This window comes from Pseudomonas mosselii, assembly GCF_005796105.1.
Classification (GTDB): Bacteria; Pseudomonadota; Gammaproteobacteria; order Pseudomonadales; family Pseudomonadaceae; genus Aquipseudomonas; species Aquipseudomonas mosselii_C.
The window spans coordinates 34792-53868 of the sequence record NZ_VAUO01000007.1 but is presented as its reverse complement, the minus strand read 5'-3'; the positions used below and the strand labels follow the sequence as shown (position 1 = coordinate 53868).

Below are 19077 nucleotides of genomic sequence, written 5' to 3'. Positions count from 1 at the left end.
GCGCCGGATTATAACGACGGTTTCGATCGTGTGCCATCTGAAAGATCCGATAGTGCTATGCGCAGGAAGGTCGCGGCAAACTCCTCGGGGGGGAGCGGCAAGCTGACGATGTAGCCCTGGATCTGTGCGCAGCCTTCGGCGGCGAGGAAACGTTGCTGGGCCTGGTTCTCCACGCCCTCGGCGATGATGGTCAGCTGCATGCTGCGGCCCAGGGCAATGATCGCGCGGGCGATGGCGGCGTCGTGGGGGTCGTCGGGTAGGCCGCGAATGAACGATTGGTCGATCTTCAGGATATCCAGCGGCAGGCGCTTGAGGTAACTGAGCGAAGAATAACCAGTGCCGAAATCGTCGATGGCCAGCTGTACGCCAAGCTGCTTGAGCTGATACAGCACGCTCAGCGCTTCCTCGGCCTGGCTCATGATGAAGTTTTCGGTGATCTCCAGTTGCAGGTCGCCGGCCTTGAGTTGATAGGTCTTGAGCAACTGTTCTATGCGCTTGGCCAGGTTGGGTTGGCGCAACTGGGCACCGGCCAGGTTAATCGACAGCGGGCCGAAGGGGCAGTAGGTGCGTTTCCAGGTGTGCATCTGCCGGCCGGCCTGCTCGAGCACCCAGTCGCCGAGTTGCAGGATGGTGCCGTTCTCTTCGGCCAGGTGAATGAACTGCTCGGGTGGCACTTCGCCGAAGGTCGGGTGGGTCCAGCGCACGAGCGCTTCGGCGCCGACCAGGGATTGGGTCTTGAGGCTGAACTTGGGCTGGAAGCTCAGGCTCATCTCGTTGCGCTCGATGGCGCGGCGCAGTTCGTGTTCCAGGGCTATGCGCTCGCTGGCCTGGGCGGTGAGGTCGCGGGTGTAGGCCTCGACTCGGTTGCGGCCCTTAGCTTTGGAGCGGTACATCGCGGCATCGGCATTGCGGATCAGCTCGGCGGTGTCGGCGCCGTCCTGTGGATACAGGCTGATCCCGATACTGGCGCTGGTGAAGAACTCGTGCTCGCCTGCCTGGAACGGGGCGTGGAAGCAGGCCAGCAGCTTGTTGGCGATGGCGCTGGCGTCACTGGGCTTGTGCAGGCCGGGCAGCAGGATGATGAACTCGTCGCCGCCCAGACGGGCCACGGTGTCGACGTCGCGCACCTGTTCCTTGAGGCGCTGGGCGATGCCCTTGAGCAGCAGGTCGCCGACCGGATGGCCGAGGCTGTCGTTGATGTGCTTGAAACGGTCGAGGTCGAGGAACAGCACCGCGCCCTGACGGTTGGACGCCTGCGCACAGGCCAAGGCGGCCTGTAGGCGGTTTTCGAACAAGGTGCGGTTGGGCAGGCCGGTCAGTGGGTCGTGGTGGGCCTGGTAGTCGAGCTTGGCCTGGGCGTGCTTGAGGCTGGAGATATCCGCGAACACGGCAACGAAGTGGGTGGTCTCGCGCTCGTGATTGCGCACCGCGCTGATGGTCAGCCAGCCGGGGTACAGCTCACCGTTCTTGCGCTTGTTGTAGATCTCGCCTTGCCAGTGACCTTCGGCATTCAGCTGATGCCACATGGCGGCGTAGAATGCGCTGTCGTGCTGGCCGGAGGCGAGCAGGCGCGGGGTCTGGCCGAGGGCTTCGATCTCGCTGTAGCCGGTGATTTCGCTGAACGCGCGGTTGACCGCGCTGATGCGTTGGTCGGGGTCTGTGATCAGCACGCCTTCGGCGGTGTTTTCGAACACCGTGGCGGCCAGTTGCAGTTTCTCCTGCATCAGGTGGCGCTCGGTAATGTCGCGGGCGATGGTCAGCATGCAGTCGACGCCGCCAATTGGCAGGGGGCGGGCGGACAGCTCGCACAGGCGGATCTGGCCGTCGCTGCGGCGAATGTGGCAACTGAAGTCGCGCACGAAGCCCTCGCGCTGAAGGCCGTCGACTAAGCGCTGGCGTTCGTTCAGGTCGACCCAGATCCCAAGGTCGAGCGAGGTCTGGTCGACCGTGGGTGTGATGTTGTAGCCGGTCAGGCGGCAGAAGCCTTCGTTCACCTCCAGCAGCAAGCCGTCGCTCTGGCGCGACAACAGCAAGCCGTCTGGAGAGGCGTGGAAGGCCTTGGCGAATTTTTCTTCGGAAATCTGCAACTGCTCCTGGGTTTCCTTGAGCTGGCTGATGTCGCGCACCGCGACCACGAAGGCCTGGTTGCCATCCAAGTCGAAGGTTTCGGCCGAGGTCAGGCCGGTGAACAGTTGCCCATTGCTGCGCCGGAAGGTCATTTCCATGTTGCGGATACCACCGCGTTGCAGGCGTTCGAGCAACAGTGGGCCAGTACCGTTCTCGCCCCACAGGTCCAGCTCGGTGGCCGTGCGCCCGAGAACCTGACCGGGGCTCAGGCCGATTTGCTCCTCGAAGGCTTCGTTCACTTCGAGCAGACAGCCGTCGCTGTGCCGGGCAATCACCAGGATGTCGGGGCATTGCTGGAATACCGAGGCGAACTTCTGTTCCGACAGGCGCAGGGCATCCTCGGTCTTCTTGGTTTCGCTGATGTCGATCATCAGGCCGCGCATCAGCGGTTTGGGGCCGTGCTGGATCATGCTGACGATGTTTCGTACCCACAGGGCGTGGCCATCGGCGCGGATCACCCGATAGTCAAGGCTGTGGTCGCGGCCAGCGGCGGTCTCGCTGTCGCAGAACGCCTGGGCCCACAACGCATCTTCAGGGTGCAGGATGCTGCGCCAGAAACCGGGCTTGAGCCATTCGGCCAGCGGGTAGCCGAGCAGGTCCTCGGCATGCGGCGAGACATAGCTGTAGGTGAAGTCGTTGGCGTCGGCTTCCCAGGCGATGGCGGAGAGGCTTTCGATCAGGCCCCGGTAGTGATACTCGCTGCTGCGCAGCTCCTGCTCCAGAGCGATGCGCCGTGAAATCTCGGAGCTGAGCCTGCGGTTGATGCGGATCACCACGATCAGCACGCTCATCAACAGCACGGCCGTTGGTAGGCCGTATATCAGCATGTCGTTCCAGAAGCTGCGCTGGTCGACCACATTGCCCACCCAGCGTTGCTGGATCTGGCTGACCTCGGCACTGCTCATGTCGGCCATGACTTTGTCGAGGATGCCCACCAGGATCTTTTGCTCGCGTGGTGCGGCCATGGCCAGCTGGTAGCGGTAGGGCGTCTCGCCGCTGACATACAGGCCGTCGAGCTTGAGCTGGCGCAGGCTCCAGATGCTCGAGGCCAGGTCGCCCACCACTGCGTCCACTTCATCGGTGGCCAAGGCTTGCAGCGCGGAGCTGACGTTGGGCATGGCCACTAGGTTGAGGTCGGGGTGGTGGGTGCGCAGCAGCTCGTGGGGTGCGTAGTTCTCGACCACCGCGATCTTCAAGCCATACAGGTCCTTGAGGTTGCGTGGCTGGGCTGCGCCGGAGTGGGCGAGAATGACGATCGGAAAGTCCAGGTAGGGGCGCGTGAAGGCCAGGTAATTCTGCCTCTCAGGCGTGGACATGATGCCGGGCAGCAGGTCGATCTGGTTGCTGCGCGCCTGTTCGAGCACTTCTGTCCAACTGCTCGGCTCGACAGGCTTGAGCGTGATGCCCAAACGCTCCTGAATCAATGCGATGTAATCGGCGGCCAATCCCTGGTAGCGACCTTCCTGGTCGCGAAACTCGAACGGTGGCCAGGACGCATCTACGCCAAGGCGCAGCTGCGGATGGGCACCGAGCCAGGCTTTTTCCTCGTCAGTCAGGGCAAGCGCGCCGGCCGTTGTGTTCCACAGGCACAGGAACACCAACAGAAGGGCCGGCATCAGGGGCATAACGGCCTCTCGAATCAGGGGGTCTGACGTCGAGTGTAGACGGGCAGGCGGGCCGGGTAGGCCCTGTACGCGACCTTTTTGCGGATAAAAAAACCCCGGCGTGTGCCGGGGTTGTTCATCACTCGTCGAGGAACGAGCGTAGGTGCTCGCTTCGCGTCGGGTGGCGCAGCTTGCGCAGCGCCTTGGCTTCGATCTGACGGATCCGCTCGCGGGTCACGTCGAACTGCTTGCCGACCTCTTCGAGGGTGTGGTCGGTGTTCATGTCGATACCGAAACGCATGCGCAGCACTTTGGCTTCGCGTGCGGTCAGGCCCGAGAGCACGTCACGGGTCGCTTCCTTGAGGCTTTCGACCGTGGCCACATCGATAGGGGACTGCATGGTGGAGTCCTCGATGAAGTCGCCCAGGTGCGAATCTTCGTCGTCACCGATCGGGGTTTCCATGGAGATCGGCTCTTTGGCGATCTTCAGGACCTTGCGGATCTTGTCCTCAGGCATCTCCATGCGCTCACCCAGCTCTTCCGGGGTCGGTTCACGACCCATTTCCTGCAACATCTGGCGGGAAATGCGGTTGAGCTTGTTGATGGTCTCGATCATGTGCACCGGAATTCGGATGGTGCGCGCCTGGTCGGCAATCGAGCGGGTTATCGCCTGGCGAATCCACCAGGTAGCGTAGGTCGAGAACTTGTAGCCACGACGGTATTCGAACTTGTCCACCGCCTTCATCAGACCGATGTTGCCTTCCTGAATCAGGTCGAGGAACTGCAGGCCACGGTTGGTGTACTTCTTGGCGATGGAAATCACCAGACGCAGGTTCGCCTCGACCATTTCTTTCTTGGCGCGGCGGGCCTTGGCCTCGCCGATCGACATGCGACGGTTGATTTCCTTGATCTCGGCGACGGTCAGGCCGGTTTCGGTCTCAAGGTCGATCAGTTTCTGCTGGCATGCGACGATCGCGGCGTCTTTCTCACCCAGGGCGGCAGCCCATTTGGTGTTGCGCTTGGCGAGGTCGCCGGACCAGGTCTGGTCGGTCTCGTTGCTCGGGAACAGGCGCAGGAAGTCGGCACGCGGCATACGCGCGTCACGCACGCACAGCTGCATGATCGCACGCTCTTGCTGGCGCAGGCGGTCCAGAGCACCGCGCACGCGCTCTACCAGCGCATCGAACTGCTTGGGTACCAGCTTGATCGGCATGAACAGGTCGGCCAGTGCCTGCATCGCTGCGATGCTGTCGGCGTGGCTGCGACCGTGCTTCTTCAATACCTTGAGGGTAATCGCGAGCTGGTCGGCGACGGCGCCGAAGCGCTGACGGGCAACTTCCGGGTCCGGACCGCTCTCGGTCTCTTCCTCGTCGTCGCTGCTCTCTTCGCTCTCTTCTTCCTCGTCCTCTTCTTCCTTCGCGGCAGCGGCCTTGGCGCCTGGGATCGGCACCTCTTCGGTCGGCGCGGCGATGTTGTCGTCAGGATCGATGTAACCGCTGAGGACGTCGGAGAGGCGGCCACCTTCGGTGGTGACGCGGTCGTATTCGCCGAGGATGTGGTCGACGGTGCCCGGGAAGTGGGCGATAGCGCCCATGACTTCACGAATGCCTTCCTCGATACGCTTGGCGATTTCGATTTCGCCTTCGCGGGTCAGCAGCTCGACGGTACCCATTTCGCGCATGTACATGCGCACAGGGTCGGTCGTGCGGCCGATATCGGTTTCGACTGCAGCCAACGCGGCTGCGGCTTCTTCGGCTGCGGCTTCGTCGGTGTCGGCTTCCGCCAACAACAGGGCATCCGCATCCGGAGCACTCTCGAATACGTTGATCCCCATGTCGTTGATCATGCGGATGATGTCTTCCACCTGTTCCGGATCTGAAATATCCTCAGGCAGGTGGTCGTTGACCTCCGCGTAAGTCAGGTAGCCCTGCTCACGACCGCGGGTGATCAACTCTTTGATACGAGATTGCTGTTGCGCTTTTCCGGACATAACACCCTATCCACTGAAGGTCTTGGCGGGCAAAAAACAAGCCGAGGATTATACCCGAGCATGGACCTCACGCGCCAGATGAGGTCGGGTTTTGTGCGGGAACATTCCGACTGAGTAGGGCGAGCAGCTGGGATTTTTCCTCTGTGCTCAACTCGCTTTGACGCGATTTCCTCAGCAATTGTTCCAGGCTTCGCTCGCGCTGGCGGGCGGTCAAGCTAGTTATAGTGTCGAAAAACTGTTGTTCAAGGTTGTCGGCATCGATCAGCCATTCCTTTTCGGCCAGCGCCCGCAGCAAGCGGCCTTGCTCGGTTCCGTGCCAGCGTGCGATCAGCTGCATTGAGCTTAGCTTAGGATTCTTCTGTGCGGCCTCGATCAGGGCCACCAGCAACTGGCTGTAGAGCTGCTCTTCGTCGGCAAAATGACTTGCGTCGTCGACCTTGCCGGCCAGCAGCGGGTGGTGCAGCAGGGTGCGCAGCGCTGACAGGGTCGGCGGCTCCACCGGCGCCGGCACCCGCGGTGGGACTTCGTCGCGCTGGCCATCGCGGCGCCAGGGCTTACCGCCTTTCTTGTCCCACGGCTTGCCATCCCACGACTTCTTGCCGCCGCCTTTGTGGGGTGTCCAGGCCGGTTGCTCCTGGCTCGCCGGGGCGTAGTCGGGCATGTGCTGCATATCGCCGTAGTCTGGCGCGTAGCTGGCCATGGCGTCATAGTCGTAGCCAGGGTCGTAGTTCGGTACGCTGTTGCTGGCTGGCGCCTTTTGCGCCAGTTGCTCCACCTGCTGTGGATCGAGCCCGGTAATTTCTCGCAGGCGGTTGCGCATCAACTGGCGCAGATTGGCGCCAGGTACTTGCTCGATCAGCGGCGCCGCGAGGGTTGCCATGTGTGCCTTGCCTTCGAGCGAGCGCGGATCGGCCTCGCTGCTCAGTTGCTCGAAGAAGTAGTCCGCCAGGGGCTGTGCGTGCTGGTTGATGCGTGCCAGGAAGGCGTCGGTGCCTTCGGCGCGTACGAGGCTGTCCGGGTCCTCGCCTTCGGGCAGGAACAGAAAGCGCGCGCGGCGTCCGTCTTGCAGGCTCGACAGCGTCGATTCCAGGGCGCGCCAGGCGGCCTTGCGGCCGGCCTGGTCGCCGTCGAAACAGAACAGCACGCTGGGCACCACGCGAAACAGTCGCTTGAGGTGCTCCTCGCTGGTGGCCGTGCCGAGGGTGGCCACGGCATTGCGCAGGCCCTGTTGGGCCAGGGCGATCACGTCCATGTAGCCCTCGACCACGATGATCTCGTCGAGGTTGCGGTTGTGCTTGCGCGCCTCGTACAGGCCGTACAGCTCCTGGCCTTTGTGGAATACCGGGGTTTCCGGGGAGTTCAGGTACTTGGGCTTGTCGTCGCCCAGTACCCGACCGCCGAAGGCGATCACCCGGCCGCGGCTGTCGCGGATAGGGAACATCACCCGGTCGCGGAAGCGGTCATAGCGCTTGCCGCTTTCGGCGTTCTCGATCAGCAGTCCGGCGTCGATCATCACCTTCTGTTGCAGGCTATCGGCGCCCAGGTGCTTGAGCAGGTTGTCCCAGCCGGGTGGGGCGAAACCCAGGCTGAAGTCGCGGGCGATTTCCCCCGACAGCCCGCGGCCCTTGAGGTACGCCACCGCGGCTTTGCGGGTCGGATGGCTGCGCAGGGCCTGGCGGTAGAACTCAGTGGCGGCTTCGAGCAGCGGGTATAGGGGCGAATCGACCGGCTGTCGGGGCTTTTGTCCACGCCTGCCCTCCTCGCGGGGCACTTCCATGCCGGCGGCTCGGGCCAGTTCCTCGACGGCCTGGGGAAAATCCAGGTTGTCGTGGTCCATGATGAAGCCGAGTGCGTTGCCACCGGCACCGCAACCGAAGCAGTAGTAGAACTGCTTGTCGGGGCTGACGGTGAAGGAAGGGGATTTTTCCTTGTGGAACGGGCAGCAGGCGGAGAGATTCTTGCCGGTCTTCTTGAGTTGGACGCGCGAACTCACCACATCGACGATGTCGGTGCGGTTCAGAAGATCATCGATGAAACTTTGGGGAATCAGCCCGGCCATGGCAGCCTCGTCATCTGGCAACTGGCAAGTCTAAACGCTTGTGCGCGGGTTTGGCGTGGGGTTTTGCAGGAGAGGGTGTGTGCTCGTCACCAGCCACGAATGGCTCGTCAGAAAGGACGTGCACGCCTGGTCAAAGACCAGTTCTGACGCGTTGTTGCAGATTGCCCATGGCTTTTGCCGGGGCACCCAAGGCGCATGGCCTAGGGCTTGAAGCAACCGCTACCATCAACCCGGCACGAGGCCGGGCTTGGCAGAAGCTTTGCGAAGAACGTCTGTATTAGTACAGACGAACGGCGCGGCGCTGTTCGCGCTGAACTTTCTTGGCGTGACGCTTAACAGCGGCAGCGGCTTTGCGCTTACGCTCGGCGGTCGGCTTCTCGTAAAACTCGCGGCTACGAACTTCAGCCAGTACACCGGCTTTTTCGCAGGAGCGCTTGAAACGACGCAGAGCTACGTCGAAGGGTTCGTTCTCTTTAACTTTGACGGCTGGCATCCAGGGCTACCTTAATTCATTACCGGGGTAGACGTGCTCCTGGCAAAACATAAGGTGTGCTGGAGAACGTCGGTTTTCAAGGGTTGCGGATGTTAACCCTTAGCTGGCCGGAATGCAAAGCCTCTGATCGAAAACCGCTGGTCGGCACAGGGTACGGGGACTATCATGCGCGCCTTCGAATTCAGCCTCCACAAGGCACGGACCCATGCTAGTACTGGGATTAGAAACATCCTGCGACGAAACCGGTGTCGCATTATACGACAGTGAACGCGGCCTGTTGGCCGATGCGCTGTTCAGTCAAATCGACCTGCACCGCGTCTATGGCGGCGTGGTGCCGGAGCTTGCCTCGCGCGATCACGTCAAGCGCATGCTGCCGCTGATCCGCCAGGTGTTGCAGGAGGCCGACCGCGTCGCTGCCGATATCGACGCCATCGCCTACACCGCAGGTCCTGGCCTGGTCGGTGCGCTGCTGGTGGGGGCCTCGTGCGCCCAGGCCCTGGCGTTCGCCTGGGATATTCCGGCCATTGGCGTGCACCATATGGAAGGCCATTTGCTGGCACCGATGCTCGAAGAGCAGCCGCCAGCGTTTCCGTTCGTCGCTTTGTTGGTCTCCGGTGGGCACACCCAGCTGGTGCGTGTCGATGGTATCGGTCGCTATGAGTTGCTCGGCGAGAGCCTGGACGATGCCGCTGGCGAGGCCTTCGACAAGACCGCCAAGCTGATCGGGCTCAATTATCCGGGCGGCCCCGAGATCGCCCGTTTGGCCGAGCAGGGTACGCCGGGGCGCTTCGTGTTCCCACGTCCGATGTGCGACCGTCCAGGTTTGCAGTTCAGCTTCAGTGGTCTCAAGACCTTTGCCTTGAACACCTGGCAGCAGTGCCGCGATGCCGGAGACGACAACGAACAAACCCGTTGCGACGTGTCGCTGGCCTTCCAACAGGCCGTGGTGGAGACTCTCACCTTCAAGTGCAAGCGCGCCCTCAAGCAGACCGGCCTCAAGCGCTTGGTCATTGCCGGTGGGGTGAGTGCCAATCAGGCCCTGCGTACCTCGCTCGAGGCGATGCTGGACAGTATCAAGGGCAATGTTTATTACGCCCGCCCGCGTTTTTGCACCGACAACGGCGCGATGATCGCTTATGCCGGCTGCCAGCGCCTGTTGGCCGGACAGCAACAAGACTTGGCAATCAGCGTGCAGGCACGCTGGCCGATGGAGCAGTTGCCGCCGGTCTGAAAGTCAGTGGGTGCAGGCGCGGCGTGTCAGAAATGCCGTTCGCGCCCGGCGAACAGGTCACGTAGGTTGCTGCGGTGACGCCAGACGATCATGACCGTCAGTACGCTCATCGGCAGCAGGGCCGCAGGCTCGCGCCAGGCCAGCAGAGGCAGGATCAGGGGCGTGGCGATCAGCGCCGCCAGCGAGCTGGTGCGGGTCAGCCAGAAGGTCAGCAGCCATGCGCCGATGGCCAGCAGCGCTGCCGGGAAATACAACGCCATGAGCATGCCGGCGGCGGTGGCGACGCCCTTGCCGCCCTGGAAGCGGAAGTACAGCGGGAACAGGTGGCCCAGTACCGCGCAAACCCCGACCCAGGCTTGCGCTTGCAGGTCGAGCCCGGCCAGGCGTGCCAGCAGCACGGGCAACAGGCCCTTGCACAGATCGCCGAGCAGGGTGAGGATCGCCAGTTTGCGGCCTGCCAGACGCAGCATGTTGGTCGCGCCCGCGTTGCCCGAGCCACAGGAGCGTGGGTCGGGGCTGCCATTGAGGCGGCTCAGGACGATGGCGAAGGACACAGAGCCAAGCAGGTAGGCAAGCAGCGCCAGTGACCAAAACATGCTAACTATTCCGGGCGAGGACGCCCTGATTCTAACGGCGCCCGTCGCCCTTGTCGTGCTGTGGAGAGAAGTGCTTGGACAGAGTGTTCATCGAAGGCCTGGAAGTCGATACCGTCATCGGTGCCTATGACTGGGAGCGGGATATTCGCCAGTGCCTGCGCCTGGACCTGAGTTTCGCCTGGGACAACCGCCCGGCAGCGGCCGGTGACGACCTGGCCCTGGCGCTGGACTATGCCAGCGTGTCGGCGCGGATCCAGGCCTTTGCCGAGCAGGCCCGCTTCGAGTTGGTCGAGACCTTCGCCGAGCGTTTGGTGGCCGTGCTGATGGCCGAGTTCGACATTCCTTGGGTGCGCTTGAAGCTGACCAAGCCGGGCGCTGTGCCGGCGGCCCGTGGTGGTGTAGGCGTGGAGATCGAGCGCGGATGTCTCTGAGTACGGTTTACCTCGGGCTGGGCAGCAATATCGACCGCGAGCGGCACCTGTGCGCGGGCCTCGATGCCCTGGCGGGCATGTTGAGCGACATGCACTGTTCCACGGTATTCGAAAGCCAGCCGGTGGGGATCAAGAGTGGGCCGTTCCTCAACCTGGTGGTGTGTGGCAAGACCGACTTGCCCTTGCTGGAACTCGATCGCCGGCTCAAGTTCATCGAGGCTGACAATGGTCGCTATGCGCCTGAGCGCAAAGGCTTGCCATTGGATATCGACGTGCTGATGTATGACGAGCTACATGGCACATTCAACGGGCTGGTGTTGCCACGCGCCGAGATACTGAAGAACGCCTTCGTACTCTGGCCGCTGTCGCTGCTGGCGCCCGAGCTGGTGCACCCGGAGGTGGGCAAGTCGATGGCGCAGTTGTGGCAAGAGGCGCGCATCGAGCAGGTGCTGGCGCCGGTGCCGTTCGAATGGCGTGGGTTGCAACTGACCCCGATGTGAGCCTGTACCAGCCTATTCGCGGGCAAGCCCGCGAAGAGGCTGGTAGCGTCAGCCTATTCTGTAAGCCTTGAGCGCGCTCAGTCGCTCACCTTTGAGCGCCTCACCCAGGGCTTGGCCGGTGAGCCCGGCCCGTACCAACGGCTGCACATCCACGTTGCGCGCCGCTGCCGAAGCCCCGCGCAGGTACTCAGCCTGTGGATAACCGGGTTGGCCATGCCCCAGCGCTGCCGCCTCGCATGCGGCGATAAAGTCCTCAAAGCGCTGCGGCCGCCGATACACATCGAATTTCTGCAGCATCTCCAGTAGCTCAACAGGTGTCAGTGACAGTGCACTGTCAGCCTTCTCGGCAAACTCACCCACCAGCACCGCCAGCTCCTGGCATTCGCGCGGCGCCTTGAAACGCTGGTTGAGCGCCTTGATCGCCGCAGGTTCCAGCTCGCGCAGCAAGCACGCCCAGCGTACTGCCAGCGGCTGCTGTTGCTGGGCGGCCTGTTGTAGCGTCGCCAGTGATTCGAGGCTGTGCTCCAGTTCGGGCATGAGTTCGTGCAAGGCGCCGCAGCGCTCCAGCACCTCGAAAAAGACCTGGGGCTCGCTTTCCAGCAGTGCCCGCTCGATCTCCTTCCAACTGCGTTCGGCGGTCAGTGCCTGCAACTCGCCTGATTCACTGATCTGGCGCATGAGGGCGAGGGTGTCGTCAGCCACGTGGAAACCCAGCGGGGCGTAGCGTGCGGCGAAGCGGGCGACGCGCAGTACACGCAAGGGATCTTCGGCGAACGCCGGTGAAACGTGGCGCAGAATGCGGCTTTCCAGGTCGGCCTTGCCCTGATAGGGATCGTACAGCTGGCCGTGCTCGTCCTCGGCCATGGCATTGATGGTCAGGTCGCGGCGGATAAGGTCTTGTTCGAGGGTGACATCAGGGCTGGCATGGAACGTGAAACCGCCGTACCCGCGCCCGCTTTTGCGTTCGGTACGGGCGAGGGCGTATTCCTCGCCCGTACGCGGGTGGAGAAAAACCGGAAAATCAGCGCCCACCGGGCGAAAGCCCTTGGCCTGCATCTGCTCGACGGTGGCGCCGACCACTAGCCAGTCGATATCGCTGACCGCGCGGCCGAGCAGGCGGTCGCGCACGGCGCCGCCAACCTTGTAGATCTGCATGTTGAACCTCCATTACTGCCGACAGGATACCTTGTCGGCAGTAATGGAGAAGGCTTGCCCTAGAGGTGATGCACTACGGCCAAGTCCATACGCCCGTAGTCGCTGGCCTCGCCATGCTCGCTGCGCGGTGGCATGTGATGGGTCTTGACCACCTGATCGCCTTGTACGGTTTCCAGGTGGATGTCGAAGCCCCACAGACGGTGCAGGTGCTTGAGCACCTCCTCGGTCGAGTCGCCCAGCGGCTTGCGGTTGTGCTGTTGGTGGCGAAGGGTGAGGGAGCGGTCGCCGCGCCGGTCGATGCTCCAGATCTGTACGTTGGGTTCACGGTTGCCCAGGTTGTACTGGGCGGCCAGTTGTTCGCGAATGGTACGGTAGCCATCTTCGTCGTGGATCGCGGGCACCAGCAGGTCGTCGCGCTGATCGTCGTCTAGGATGCTGAACAGCTTCAGGTCGCGCATCACCTTGGGCGACAGGTACTGCAGGATGAAACTCTCGTCCTTGAAGCTACTCATGGCGAACTTGATGGTAGAAAGCCAATCGCTGCCAGCAATCTCGGGGAACCAGTGGCGATCCTCATCGGTTGGGTTTTCGCACATGCGGCGGATGTCGGTATACATGGCGAACCCCAGCGCATAGGGGTTGATGCCGCTGTAGTAAGGGCTGTCGAAGCCCGGCTGGAACACCACGCTGGTGTGTGACTGGAGAAACTCCATCATGAAGCCGTCGGTGATCAGGCCTTCGTCATACAGGTCGTTCATCAGGGTGTAGTGCCAGAAGGTGGCCCAGCCTTCGTTCATGACCTGGGTCTGGCGCTGTGGATAGAAGTACTGCGCAATCTTGCGCACGATACGCACCACCTCGCGCTGCCAGGGTTCCAGAAGCGGAGCGTGCTTTTCGATGAAGTACAGGATGTTTTCCTGTGGTTCGGCCGGGAAGCGCGCGTCGTCTTTCTCGCCGGCCTTTTCCGCACCCTTGGGGATGGTGCGCCACAGGTCGTTGATCTGCCGTTGCAGGTGTTCCTCGCGTTCTTTCTGGCGCCGGCGTTCCTCCTCGGCGGAAATCGGGTAAGGACGCTTGTAGCGGTCCACGCCGTAGTTCATCAGGGCGTGGCAGGAGTCGATCAGATCCTCGACGGCGTCGATGCCGTGGCGTTCCTCGCACTGGGCGATGTACTGCTTGGCGAACACCAGGTAGTCGATGATCGAGCTGGCGTCGGTCCAGGTGCGGAACAGGTAGTTGCCCTTGAAAAAGCTGTTGTGGCCATAGCAGGCGTGGGCAATCACCAGTGCCTGCATGCACATGGTATTTTCTTCCATCAGGTAGGCGATGCACGGATCGGAGTTGATCACGATCTCGTAGGCCAGGCCCATCTGGCCGCGGCTGTAGGATTTCTCGGTGCTGAGGAACTGCTTGCCGTAGGACCAGTGGTGATAGCCCAGCGGCATGCCCACCGAGGCATATGCGTCCATCATTTGCTCGGCGGTGATCACCTCGATCTGGTTGGGATAGGTATCCAGCGCGTAGCGCGCAGCCAGCCGGCTGATTTCGCGGTCGTAGGTCTGGATCAGCTCGAACGTCCATTCCGAGCCCACGGAAATAGGTTGGCGTCTCTGTGTCCTGGCGGTCATGTGGCTAACCTGCGCTGGAAGAGTTCACGGAAGACCGGATAGATATCACCGGCCGATACCAACTGCTGCTGGGCGAAGGTGTCGGGGAAGGCTTCGCCGATGCGTTCGTACTCGTACCACAGCGCCTGGTGTTCGCGCGGGGTGATCTCGACGTAAGTGTAGTACTGCACGTGCGGCATGATCTGCTTGGCGAGGATGTCGCGGCAGATGGGCGAGTCGTCGTTCCAGTTGTCGCCGTCGGAAGCCTGGGCGGCGTAGATGTTCCAGTCGCTGGCCGGGTAGCGCTCGGCCATGATCTCCTGCATCAGCTTGAGCGCGCTGGAGACGATGGTGCCGCCGGTTTCGCGGGAGTAGAAGAACTCCTCCTCGTCCACTTCGCGGGCGCTGGTGTGGTGGCGAATGAACACCACCTCGATGCGGTCGTAGTTCCGCTTGAGGAACAGGTACAGCAGGATGAAAAAGCGCTTGGCGATGTCCTTGGTGGCCTGGGTCATCGAGCCAGACACGTCCATCAGGCAGAACATCACCGCCTTGGAACTGGGGTTGGGCTGCTTGACCAGCAGGTTGTACTTGAGGTCGAAGGTGTCGAGGAACGGCAGGCGATTGATGCGCGCCTTGAGACGTTCGATCTCGGCTTCGGTGTCCTGGATATCGGTGAAGTTGTCCGGCTCTTCGACGCGCAGGCGCTCCAGTTCCTTTTGCGCTTCGCGCAGCAGGGCGCGGCTGCTGCCGGTCAGGGCAATGCGCCGGGCATGGGCTGAGCGCAGCGTGCGCACGATGTTGATGCGCGAGGGGTTGCCCTCGTTGGCGATGCCGGCACGAACGGTCTTGAAGGTGTCGGCGCCGGTCAGGTGGCGCTTGACCAGGTTGGGCAGCTCCAGGTCCTCGAACATGAACTCGAGGAATTCTTCCTGGGTGATCTGGAACACGAAGTCGTCCATGCCTTCGCCGGAGTTGCCGGCTTTGCCGCGTCCGCCACCTCCGCCGCCGCCTTGTGGGCGGGCGATGTGTTCGCCGGCAGTGAACTCCTTGTTGCCGGGGTGCACGATGGTCTGCTTGCCGCCACGGCCATGGTGCAGCACCGGCTCGTCGATGTCGCGACCCGGAATGCTGATCTGTTCGCCGTGCTCCATGTCCATGATCGAGCGCCGGCTCACGGCTTCTTCGACAGCTTTCTTGATGTGCTCACGGTACCGCCGCAGGAAGCGCTGGCGATTGACCGTGCTCTTGTTCTTGCCGTTCAGGCGTCGGTCGATAACGTAGCTCATGGGCCCTCCGGTAGCTGGGTACAGCTGCAAGCCACAAGCTTCAAGCTGCAAGAAAGAGCAACCAGCGCCGCTGCAAGCTGTGGCGCCGGGCTCGCGCGCGGCGCTGTGCAGCTTGCAGCGTGCGGCTTGTCGCTTGCCGCTTTATTGCGATTTCCTGACTCGCAGGTACCATTCCGAGAGCAGGCGCACCTGCTTGTCGGTGTAGCCACGCTCGACCATCCGGGTGACGAAGTCGTTGTGCTTCTGTTGATCCTCCTTGCTGGCCTTGGCGTTGAAGCTGATGACCGGCAGCAGGTCCTCGGTGTTGGAGAACATTTTCTTCTCGATCACCACCCGCAGCTTCTCGTAACTCAGCCAGCTGGGGTTCTTGCCGTTGTTGTTGGCCCGGGCGCGCAGCACGAAGTTGACGATCTCGTTGCGGAAATCCTTCGGATTGCTGATGCCGGCCGGTTTCTCGATCTTCTCCAGCTCCTCGTTGAGGGCGATGCGGTTGAGGATTTCGCCGGTTTCCGGGTCGCGGTATTCCTGGTCCTGGATCCAGAAGTCGGCGTACAGCACGTAGCGGTCGAAGATGTTCTGGCCGTACTCGCTGTAGGACTCCAGGTACGCGGTCTGAATCTCCTTGCCGATGAACTCGATGTAACGCGGTGCCAGGTACTCTTTCAGGTAGCGCAGGTAACGCTCGCGCACCTCGGCGGGGAACTGCTCCTGCTCGATCTGCTGCTCCAGCACGTACAGCAGGTGCACCGGGTTGGCCGCTACTTCGTGCGGGTCGAAGTTGAACACCTTGGAGAGGATCTTGAAGGCGAAGCGAGTCGACAGGCCATTCATGCCTTCGTCGACGCCAGCCGCATCGCGGTACTCCTGGATCGACTTGGCTTTCGGGTCGGTGTCCTTGAGGTTCTCGCCGTCATACACCCGCATCTTCGAGTAGATGTTCGAGTTGTCCGGCTCTTTCAAGCGCGACAGTACGGTGAACTGGGCGAGCATCTTGAGGGTGTCAGGGGCGCAATGGGCCTTGGCCAGGGAGCTGTTGATCAGCAGCTTGTCGTAAATCTTGATCTCGTCGCTGACACGCAGGCAGTACGGTACCTTGACGATGTAGATCCGATCGATGAACGCTTCGTTGTTCTTGTTGTTGCGGAAGGTGTGCCATTCCGATTCGTTGGAGTGGGCCAGCAGAATGCCTGAATAAGGAATCGCGCCCAGGCCTTCGGTGCTGTTGTAGTTGCCTTCCTGCGTGGCGGTGAGCAGCGGGTGCAGTACCTTGATCGGTGCCTTGAACATCTCGACGAATTCCATCAGGCCCTGGTTGGCCCGGCACAGTGCGCCCGAATAGCTGTAGGCATCGGCGTCGTTCTGTGGGAACTCCTCGAGCTTGCGGATATCCACCTTGCCCACCAGGGCCGAGATGTCTTGGTTGTTCTCATCGCCCGGCTCGGTCTTGGCAATGGCGATCTGGTTGAGGATGGAGGGGTAGAGCTTGACCACCCGGAACTTGCTGATATCGCCGCCGAACTCTTGCAGACGCTTGGTCGCCCAGGGCGACATGATGGTGTTGAGGTAGCGCCGCGAGATGCCGTATTCCTCTTCGAGGATCGCCCCGTCTTCAGTGGCGTTGAACAGCCCGAGTGGTGATTCGAAGACTGGGGAGCCCTTGATGGCGTAGAAGGGCACCCTTTCCATCAATTGCTTGAGTTTTTCGGCCAACGACGACTTGCCGCCGCCGACCGGGCCCAGCAGATAGAGGATCTGTTTCTTTTCTTCCAGGCCTTGGGCTGCATGGCGGAAGTAGGACACGATTTGGTCGATGCACTCTTCCATCCCGTGGAAGTCGGCAAAGGCCGGGTAGCGACGAATCACCTTGTTGGAGAAGATTCGCGACAGCCTGGAGTTGGTAGAGGTGTCGATCAGCTCTGGTTCGCCGATGGCCAGCAACAGCCGTTCGGCCGCCGAGGCATAGGCACTGCGATCCTCTTTGCACAGCTCGAGGTACTCCTGCAGCGAAAGTTCTTCCTGACGCGTGGACTCGAAGCGTTGTTGGAAGTGGCTAAAAATGCTCATGACGTCACCTCGCTCGATACGTGGAGACGACGCCGGATCAGTCAGCTGATGCTGGCATGCAAGCGGGATGGCCCGATTGCTGTATACCCCCCAGAACACCCTGAAGCGCTACCGATGACCCGCACGCCGGTGTACCGGCTCTCCCCTTTTTGGATGGCCTGAACTTAAGAGTAGTTGGTTCTGAGCAAGGTCAAGGGTAGGGAGGGAAAGAAGACCCTTGCGACCGTTCGTCTGGTTGGTCGCGAGCCCGCGCGGAACGCGGGCTGCAGTGAAAATGAAAAATTTATTCGGCTTGGCCTTGGGCGGTTTCGGCCGGGTAGGTGGCGCGCCACAGCTCGAAGCCGCCATCGACGCTGTAGACGTCGGAGAAGCCCTGGCCGGCGAGGTAGGCCGCTGCGCTCTGGCTGGAATTGCCGTGGTAACAGACCACCAGCGTCGGCGCATCGAGGTCCGCGCCGCGGATGAAGTCGGCTACCGAGTGGTTGTCCAGGTGAGTGGAGCCGGTGATGTGGCCGGCGGCATAGGCTTGCGGGTCGCGAATATCGACCACCACCGCGCCTTTTGCACGCAGGTCCAGGGCCTGCTCGGGGGAAATGCGCTTGAATTCGCTCATGGTGCGGTTCCTTCAGGGCTGGTCAGTGGGCCAGTCGGTTGTGCCGGGGGGCGAGGGGTGCCCTCGCGGGTGCAGTCGCAGCGGTGGTATTGGCCGCTGTCGACGTTGTACAGGGTCATCGCACCGCCCCACACGCAGCCGGTGTCGAGGGCGATCACCCCGGGCACCTGGACGCGGCCTTCGAGGGCGGCCCAGTGGCCGAAGATGATCTTCACATGCCGCGAGCGGCGCTCGGGGTGTTCGAACCAGGGCTTGTAGCCTTTCGGTGCGCTGTCCAGGCCTTCCTTACTCTTGAGGTCGAGCTTGCCGGTGGCAGTGCAGAAGCGCATGCGGGTGAAGTAGTTGGTGATCACCCGCAGGCGTTCCACGCCGGTAAGGTCCTTGCTCCACTTGTTTGGCTCGTTGCCATACATGCCGTCGAGGTAGGGCTTGAGGCGGTTGTCGTCGCGCAGCACCTGCTCGACTTCCGCCGCCAGCTCCAAGGCTTTGCCGAGGGTCCATTGCGGCGGAATGCCGGCATGCGCCATGGCGATTCCACGGGTCTCGTCGTAATGCAGCAGCTTTTGCTGGCGCAGCCAATCGAACAGCTGGTCGGCATCCGGGGCTTCGATGATCTCGCGCAGGGTGTCGCTTTTCTTAAGGCGCTCGATATTGTGCCAGGCCGCCAGCAGGTGCAGGTCGTGGTTGCCCAGTACGCACACCAAGGACTGGCGAATGGAATACAGGTAACGCAGGGTTTCGAGCGACTCGGGGCCCCGGTTGACCAAGTCGCCCACCAGCCACAGGCGATCGACGGCGGGGTCGAAGCGCACGCGTTCGAGCAGGCACTTGAGCGGCTGCAGGCAGCCTTGCAGGTCGCCGACCGCGTAGGTAGCCATCAGTGCAGCGCCCCAGGCACGGCTAGACGAAACGGTGCGATGGTCGCGTCGAAGCGCTTGCCGTCCTCGGCGAACATTTGGTAACTGCCCTGCATGGTGCCGACGCGGGTACTGATGACCGCGCCGCTGCTGTAGGTGTGGCTTTGGCCAGGCTCGATCAGCGGCTGCTGGCCGATCACGCCGGCCCCACGCACCTCTTCGACCTCACCGTCGCCATTGGTGATGCGCCAGTGGCGCGACATCAGTTTGGCTTTGAGGGTGCCATTGTTCTGCACCGTGATGGTGTAGGCGAAGGCGAAACGGTTGCTTTCGGGGTCGGACTGGTCTTTGAGATAACGGGTCACGACGCTGACGTCGATTTGGTAGCGGGGGTCGGACATGCAAGGGCCTTGGGCGAACTGACGCAATAACGCAGTCTAGGCCATTGGCGGGGGGGAGGG

15 protein-coding genes are annotated in these 19077 nt (G+C 62.2%); 3 read left to right on the top strand and 12 right to left on the bottom strand.

Annotation, left to right across the window (positions count from 1 at the left end; translation table 11 throughout):
• Nucleotides 1-8: 8 nt before the first annotated feature.
• The 4 genes from FEM01_RS15500 to rpsU all read right to left on the bottom strand — a co-directional run bounded on the left by FEM01_RS15500 (nucleotide 9) and on the right by rpsU (nucleotide 8273).
• Nucleotides 9-3752, bottom strand: coding sequence for a bifunctional diguanylate cyclase/phosphodiesterase (locus FEM01_RS15500; protein WP_138220368.1), 3744 nt, complete (start codon nucleotides 3750-3752; stop codon nucleotides 9-11).
• Nucleotides 3753-3870: 118 nt separating this feature from the next.
• Complete coding sequence (gene rpoD, locus FEM01_RS15495) at nucleotides 3871-5721, bottom strand: RNA polymerase sigma factor RpoD (RefSeq protein WP_138220367.1); 1851 nt, start codon at nucleotides 5719-5721, stop codon at nucleotides 3871-3873.
• A gap of 67 nt (nucleotides 5722-5788) precedes the next feature.
• The gene (gene dnaG, locus FEM01_RS15490; protein ID WP_138220366.1) at nucleotides 5789-7780 is read right to left on the bottom strand and encodes a DNA primase; all 1992 of its coding nucleotides are present in this window, start codon (nucleotides 7778-7780) and stop codon (nucleotides 5789-5791) included.
• A 277-nt stretch (nucleotides 7781-8057) separates the two neighbouring features.
• Entirely contained in the window at nucleotides 8058-8273 is a 216-nt protein-coding gene (gene rpsU / locus FEM01_RS15485) for a 30S ribosomal protein S21 (RefSeq protein ID WP_003255575.1), read from the bottom strand.
• A gap of 205 nt (nucleotides 8274-8478) precedes the next feature.
• Here rpsU and tsaD point away from each other — a divergent pair, with 205 nt between their 5' ends.
• A complete protein-coding gene (gene tsaD / locus FEM01_RS15480; protein WP_138220365.1) occupies nucleotides 8479-9504 on the top strand; it encodes a tRNA (adenosine(37)-N6)-threonylcarbamoyltransferase complex transferase subunit TsaD in 1026 nt (341 codons plus the stop codon).
• A gap of 26 nt (nucleotides 9505-9530) precedes the next feature.
• Here the strand turns inward: tsaD and plsY are convergent, their stop codons facing one another.
• On the bottom strand, nucleotides 9531-10100 hold the full coding sequence (gene plsY, locus FEM01_RS15475; RefSeq protein WP_138220364.1) for a glycerol-3-phosphate 1-O-acyltransferase PlsY: 570 nt from the start codon (nucleotides 10098-10100) through the stop codon (nucleotides 9531-9533).
• Between the two features lie 74 nt (nucleotides 10101-10174).
• Here plsY and folB point away from each other — a divergent pair, with 74 nt between their 5' ends.
• Together folB and folK are read left to right on the top strand one after the other, a co-directional pair.
• Nucleotides 10175-10531 (top strand): dihydroneopterin aldolase, encoded by a 357-nt coding sequence (gene folB, locus FEM01_RS15470; RefSeq protein WP_138220363.1) that lies wholly within the window; start codon nucleotides 10175-10177, stop codon nucleotides 10529-10531.
• Nucleotides 10522-11031 carry a 2-amino-4-hydroxy-6-hydroxymethyldihydropteridine diphosphokinase gene (folK, locus tag FEM01_RS15465; RefSeq protein ID WP_138220362.1) on the top strand — a complete coding sequence of 170 codons (510 nt, stop codon included), beginning with the start codon at nucleotides 10522-10524 and terminating at the stop codon, nucleotides 11029-11031. Before folB ends, folK begins: the two co-directional genes overlap by 10 nt.
• Nucleotides 11032-11079: 48 nt before the next feature.
• On the opposite strand, the gene FEM01_RS15460 is transcribed toward folK, so the two are convergent.
• The 7 genes from FEM01_RS15460 to apaG all read right to left on the bottom strand — a co-directional run bounded on the left by FEM01_RS15460 (nucleotide 11080) and on the right by apaG (nucleotide 19017).
• Nucleotides 11080-12186, bottom strand: a complete 1107-nt coding sequence (locus FEM01_RS15460) for a multifunctional CCA tRNA nucleotidyl transferase/2'3'-cyclic phosphodiesterase/2'nucleotidase/phosphatase (RefSeq protein ID WP_138220361.1) — start codon at nucleotides 12184-12186, stop codon at nucleotides 11080-11082.
• A 59-nt stretch (nucleotides 12187-12245) separates the two neighbouring features.
• Nucleotides 12246-13814, bottom strand: coding sequence for a SpoVR family protein (locus tag FEM01_RS15455; RefSeq protein ID WP_138220360.1), 1569 nt, complete (start codon nucleotides 13812-13814; stop codon nucleotides 12246-12248).
• Complete coding sequence (locus tag FEM01_RS15450) at nucleotides 13811-15082, bottom strand: YeaH/YhbH family protein (protein ID WP_138220359.1); 1272 nt, start codon at nucleotides 15080-15082, stop codon at nucleotides 13811-13813. The genes FEM01_RS15455 and FEM01_RS15450 overlap by 4 nt, the downstream gene beginning before the upstream one ends.
• Nucleotides 15083-15223: 141 nt before the next feature.
• Nucleotides 15224-17146: a PrkA family serine protein kinase gene (locus FEM01_RS15445; RefSeq protein ID WP_138220358.1), complete on the bottom strand. Its 1923-nt coding sequence runs from the start codon at nucleotides 17144-17146 to the stop codon at nucleotides 15224-15226.
• 283 nt (nucleotides 17147-17429) lie between these two features.
• Complete coding sequence (glpE, locus tag FEM01_RS15440) at nucleotides 17430-17759, bottom strand: thiosulfate sulfurtransferase GlpE (protein WP_138220357.1); 330 nt, start codon at nucleotides 17757-17759, stop codon at nucleotides 17430-17432.
• On the bottom strand, nucleotides 17756-18637 hold the full coding sequence (locus tag FEM01_RS15435; RefSeq protein WP_138220356.1) for a symmetrical bis(5'-nucleosyl)-tetraphosphatase: 882 nt from the start codon (nucleotides 18635-18637) through the stop codon (nucleotides 17756-17758). The genes glpE and FEM01_RS15435 overlap by 4 nt, the downstream gene beginning before the upstream one ends.
• A complete protein-coding gene (gene apaG / locus FEM01_RS15430; protein WP_138220355.1) occupies nucleotides 18637-19017 on the bottom strand; it encodes a Co2+/Mg2+ efflux protein ApaG in 381 nt (126 codons plus the stop codon). Before apaG ends, FEM01_RS15435 begins: the two co-directional genes overlap by 1 nt.
• Nucleotides 19018-19077: the final 60 nt, after the last annotated feature.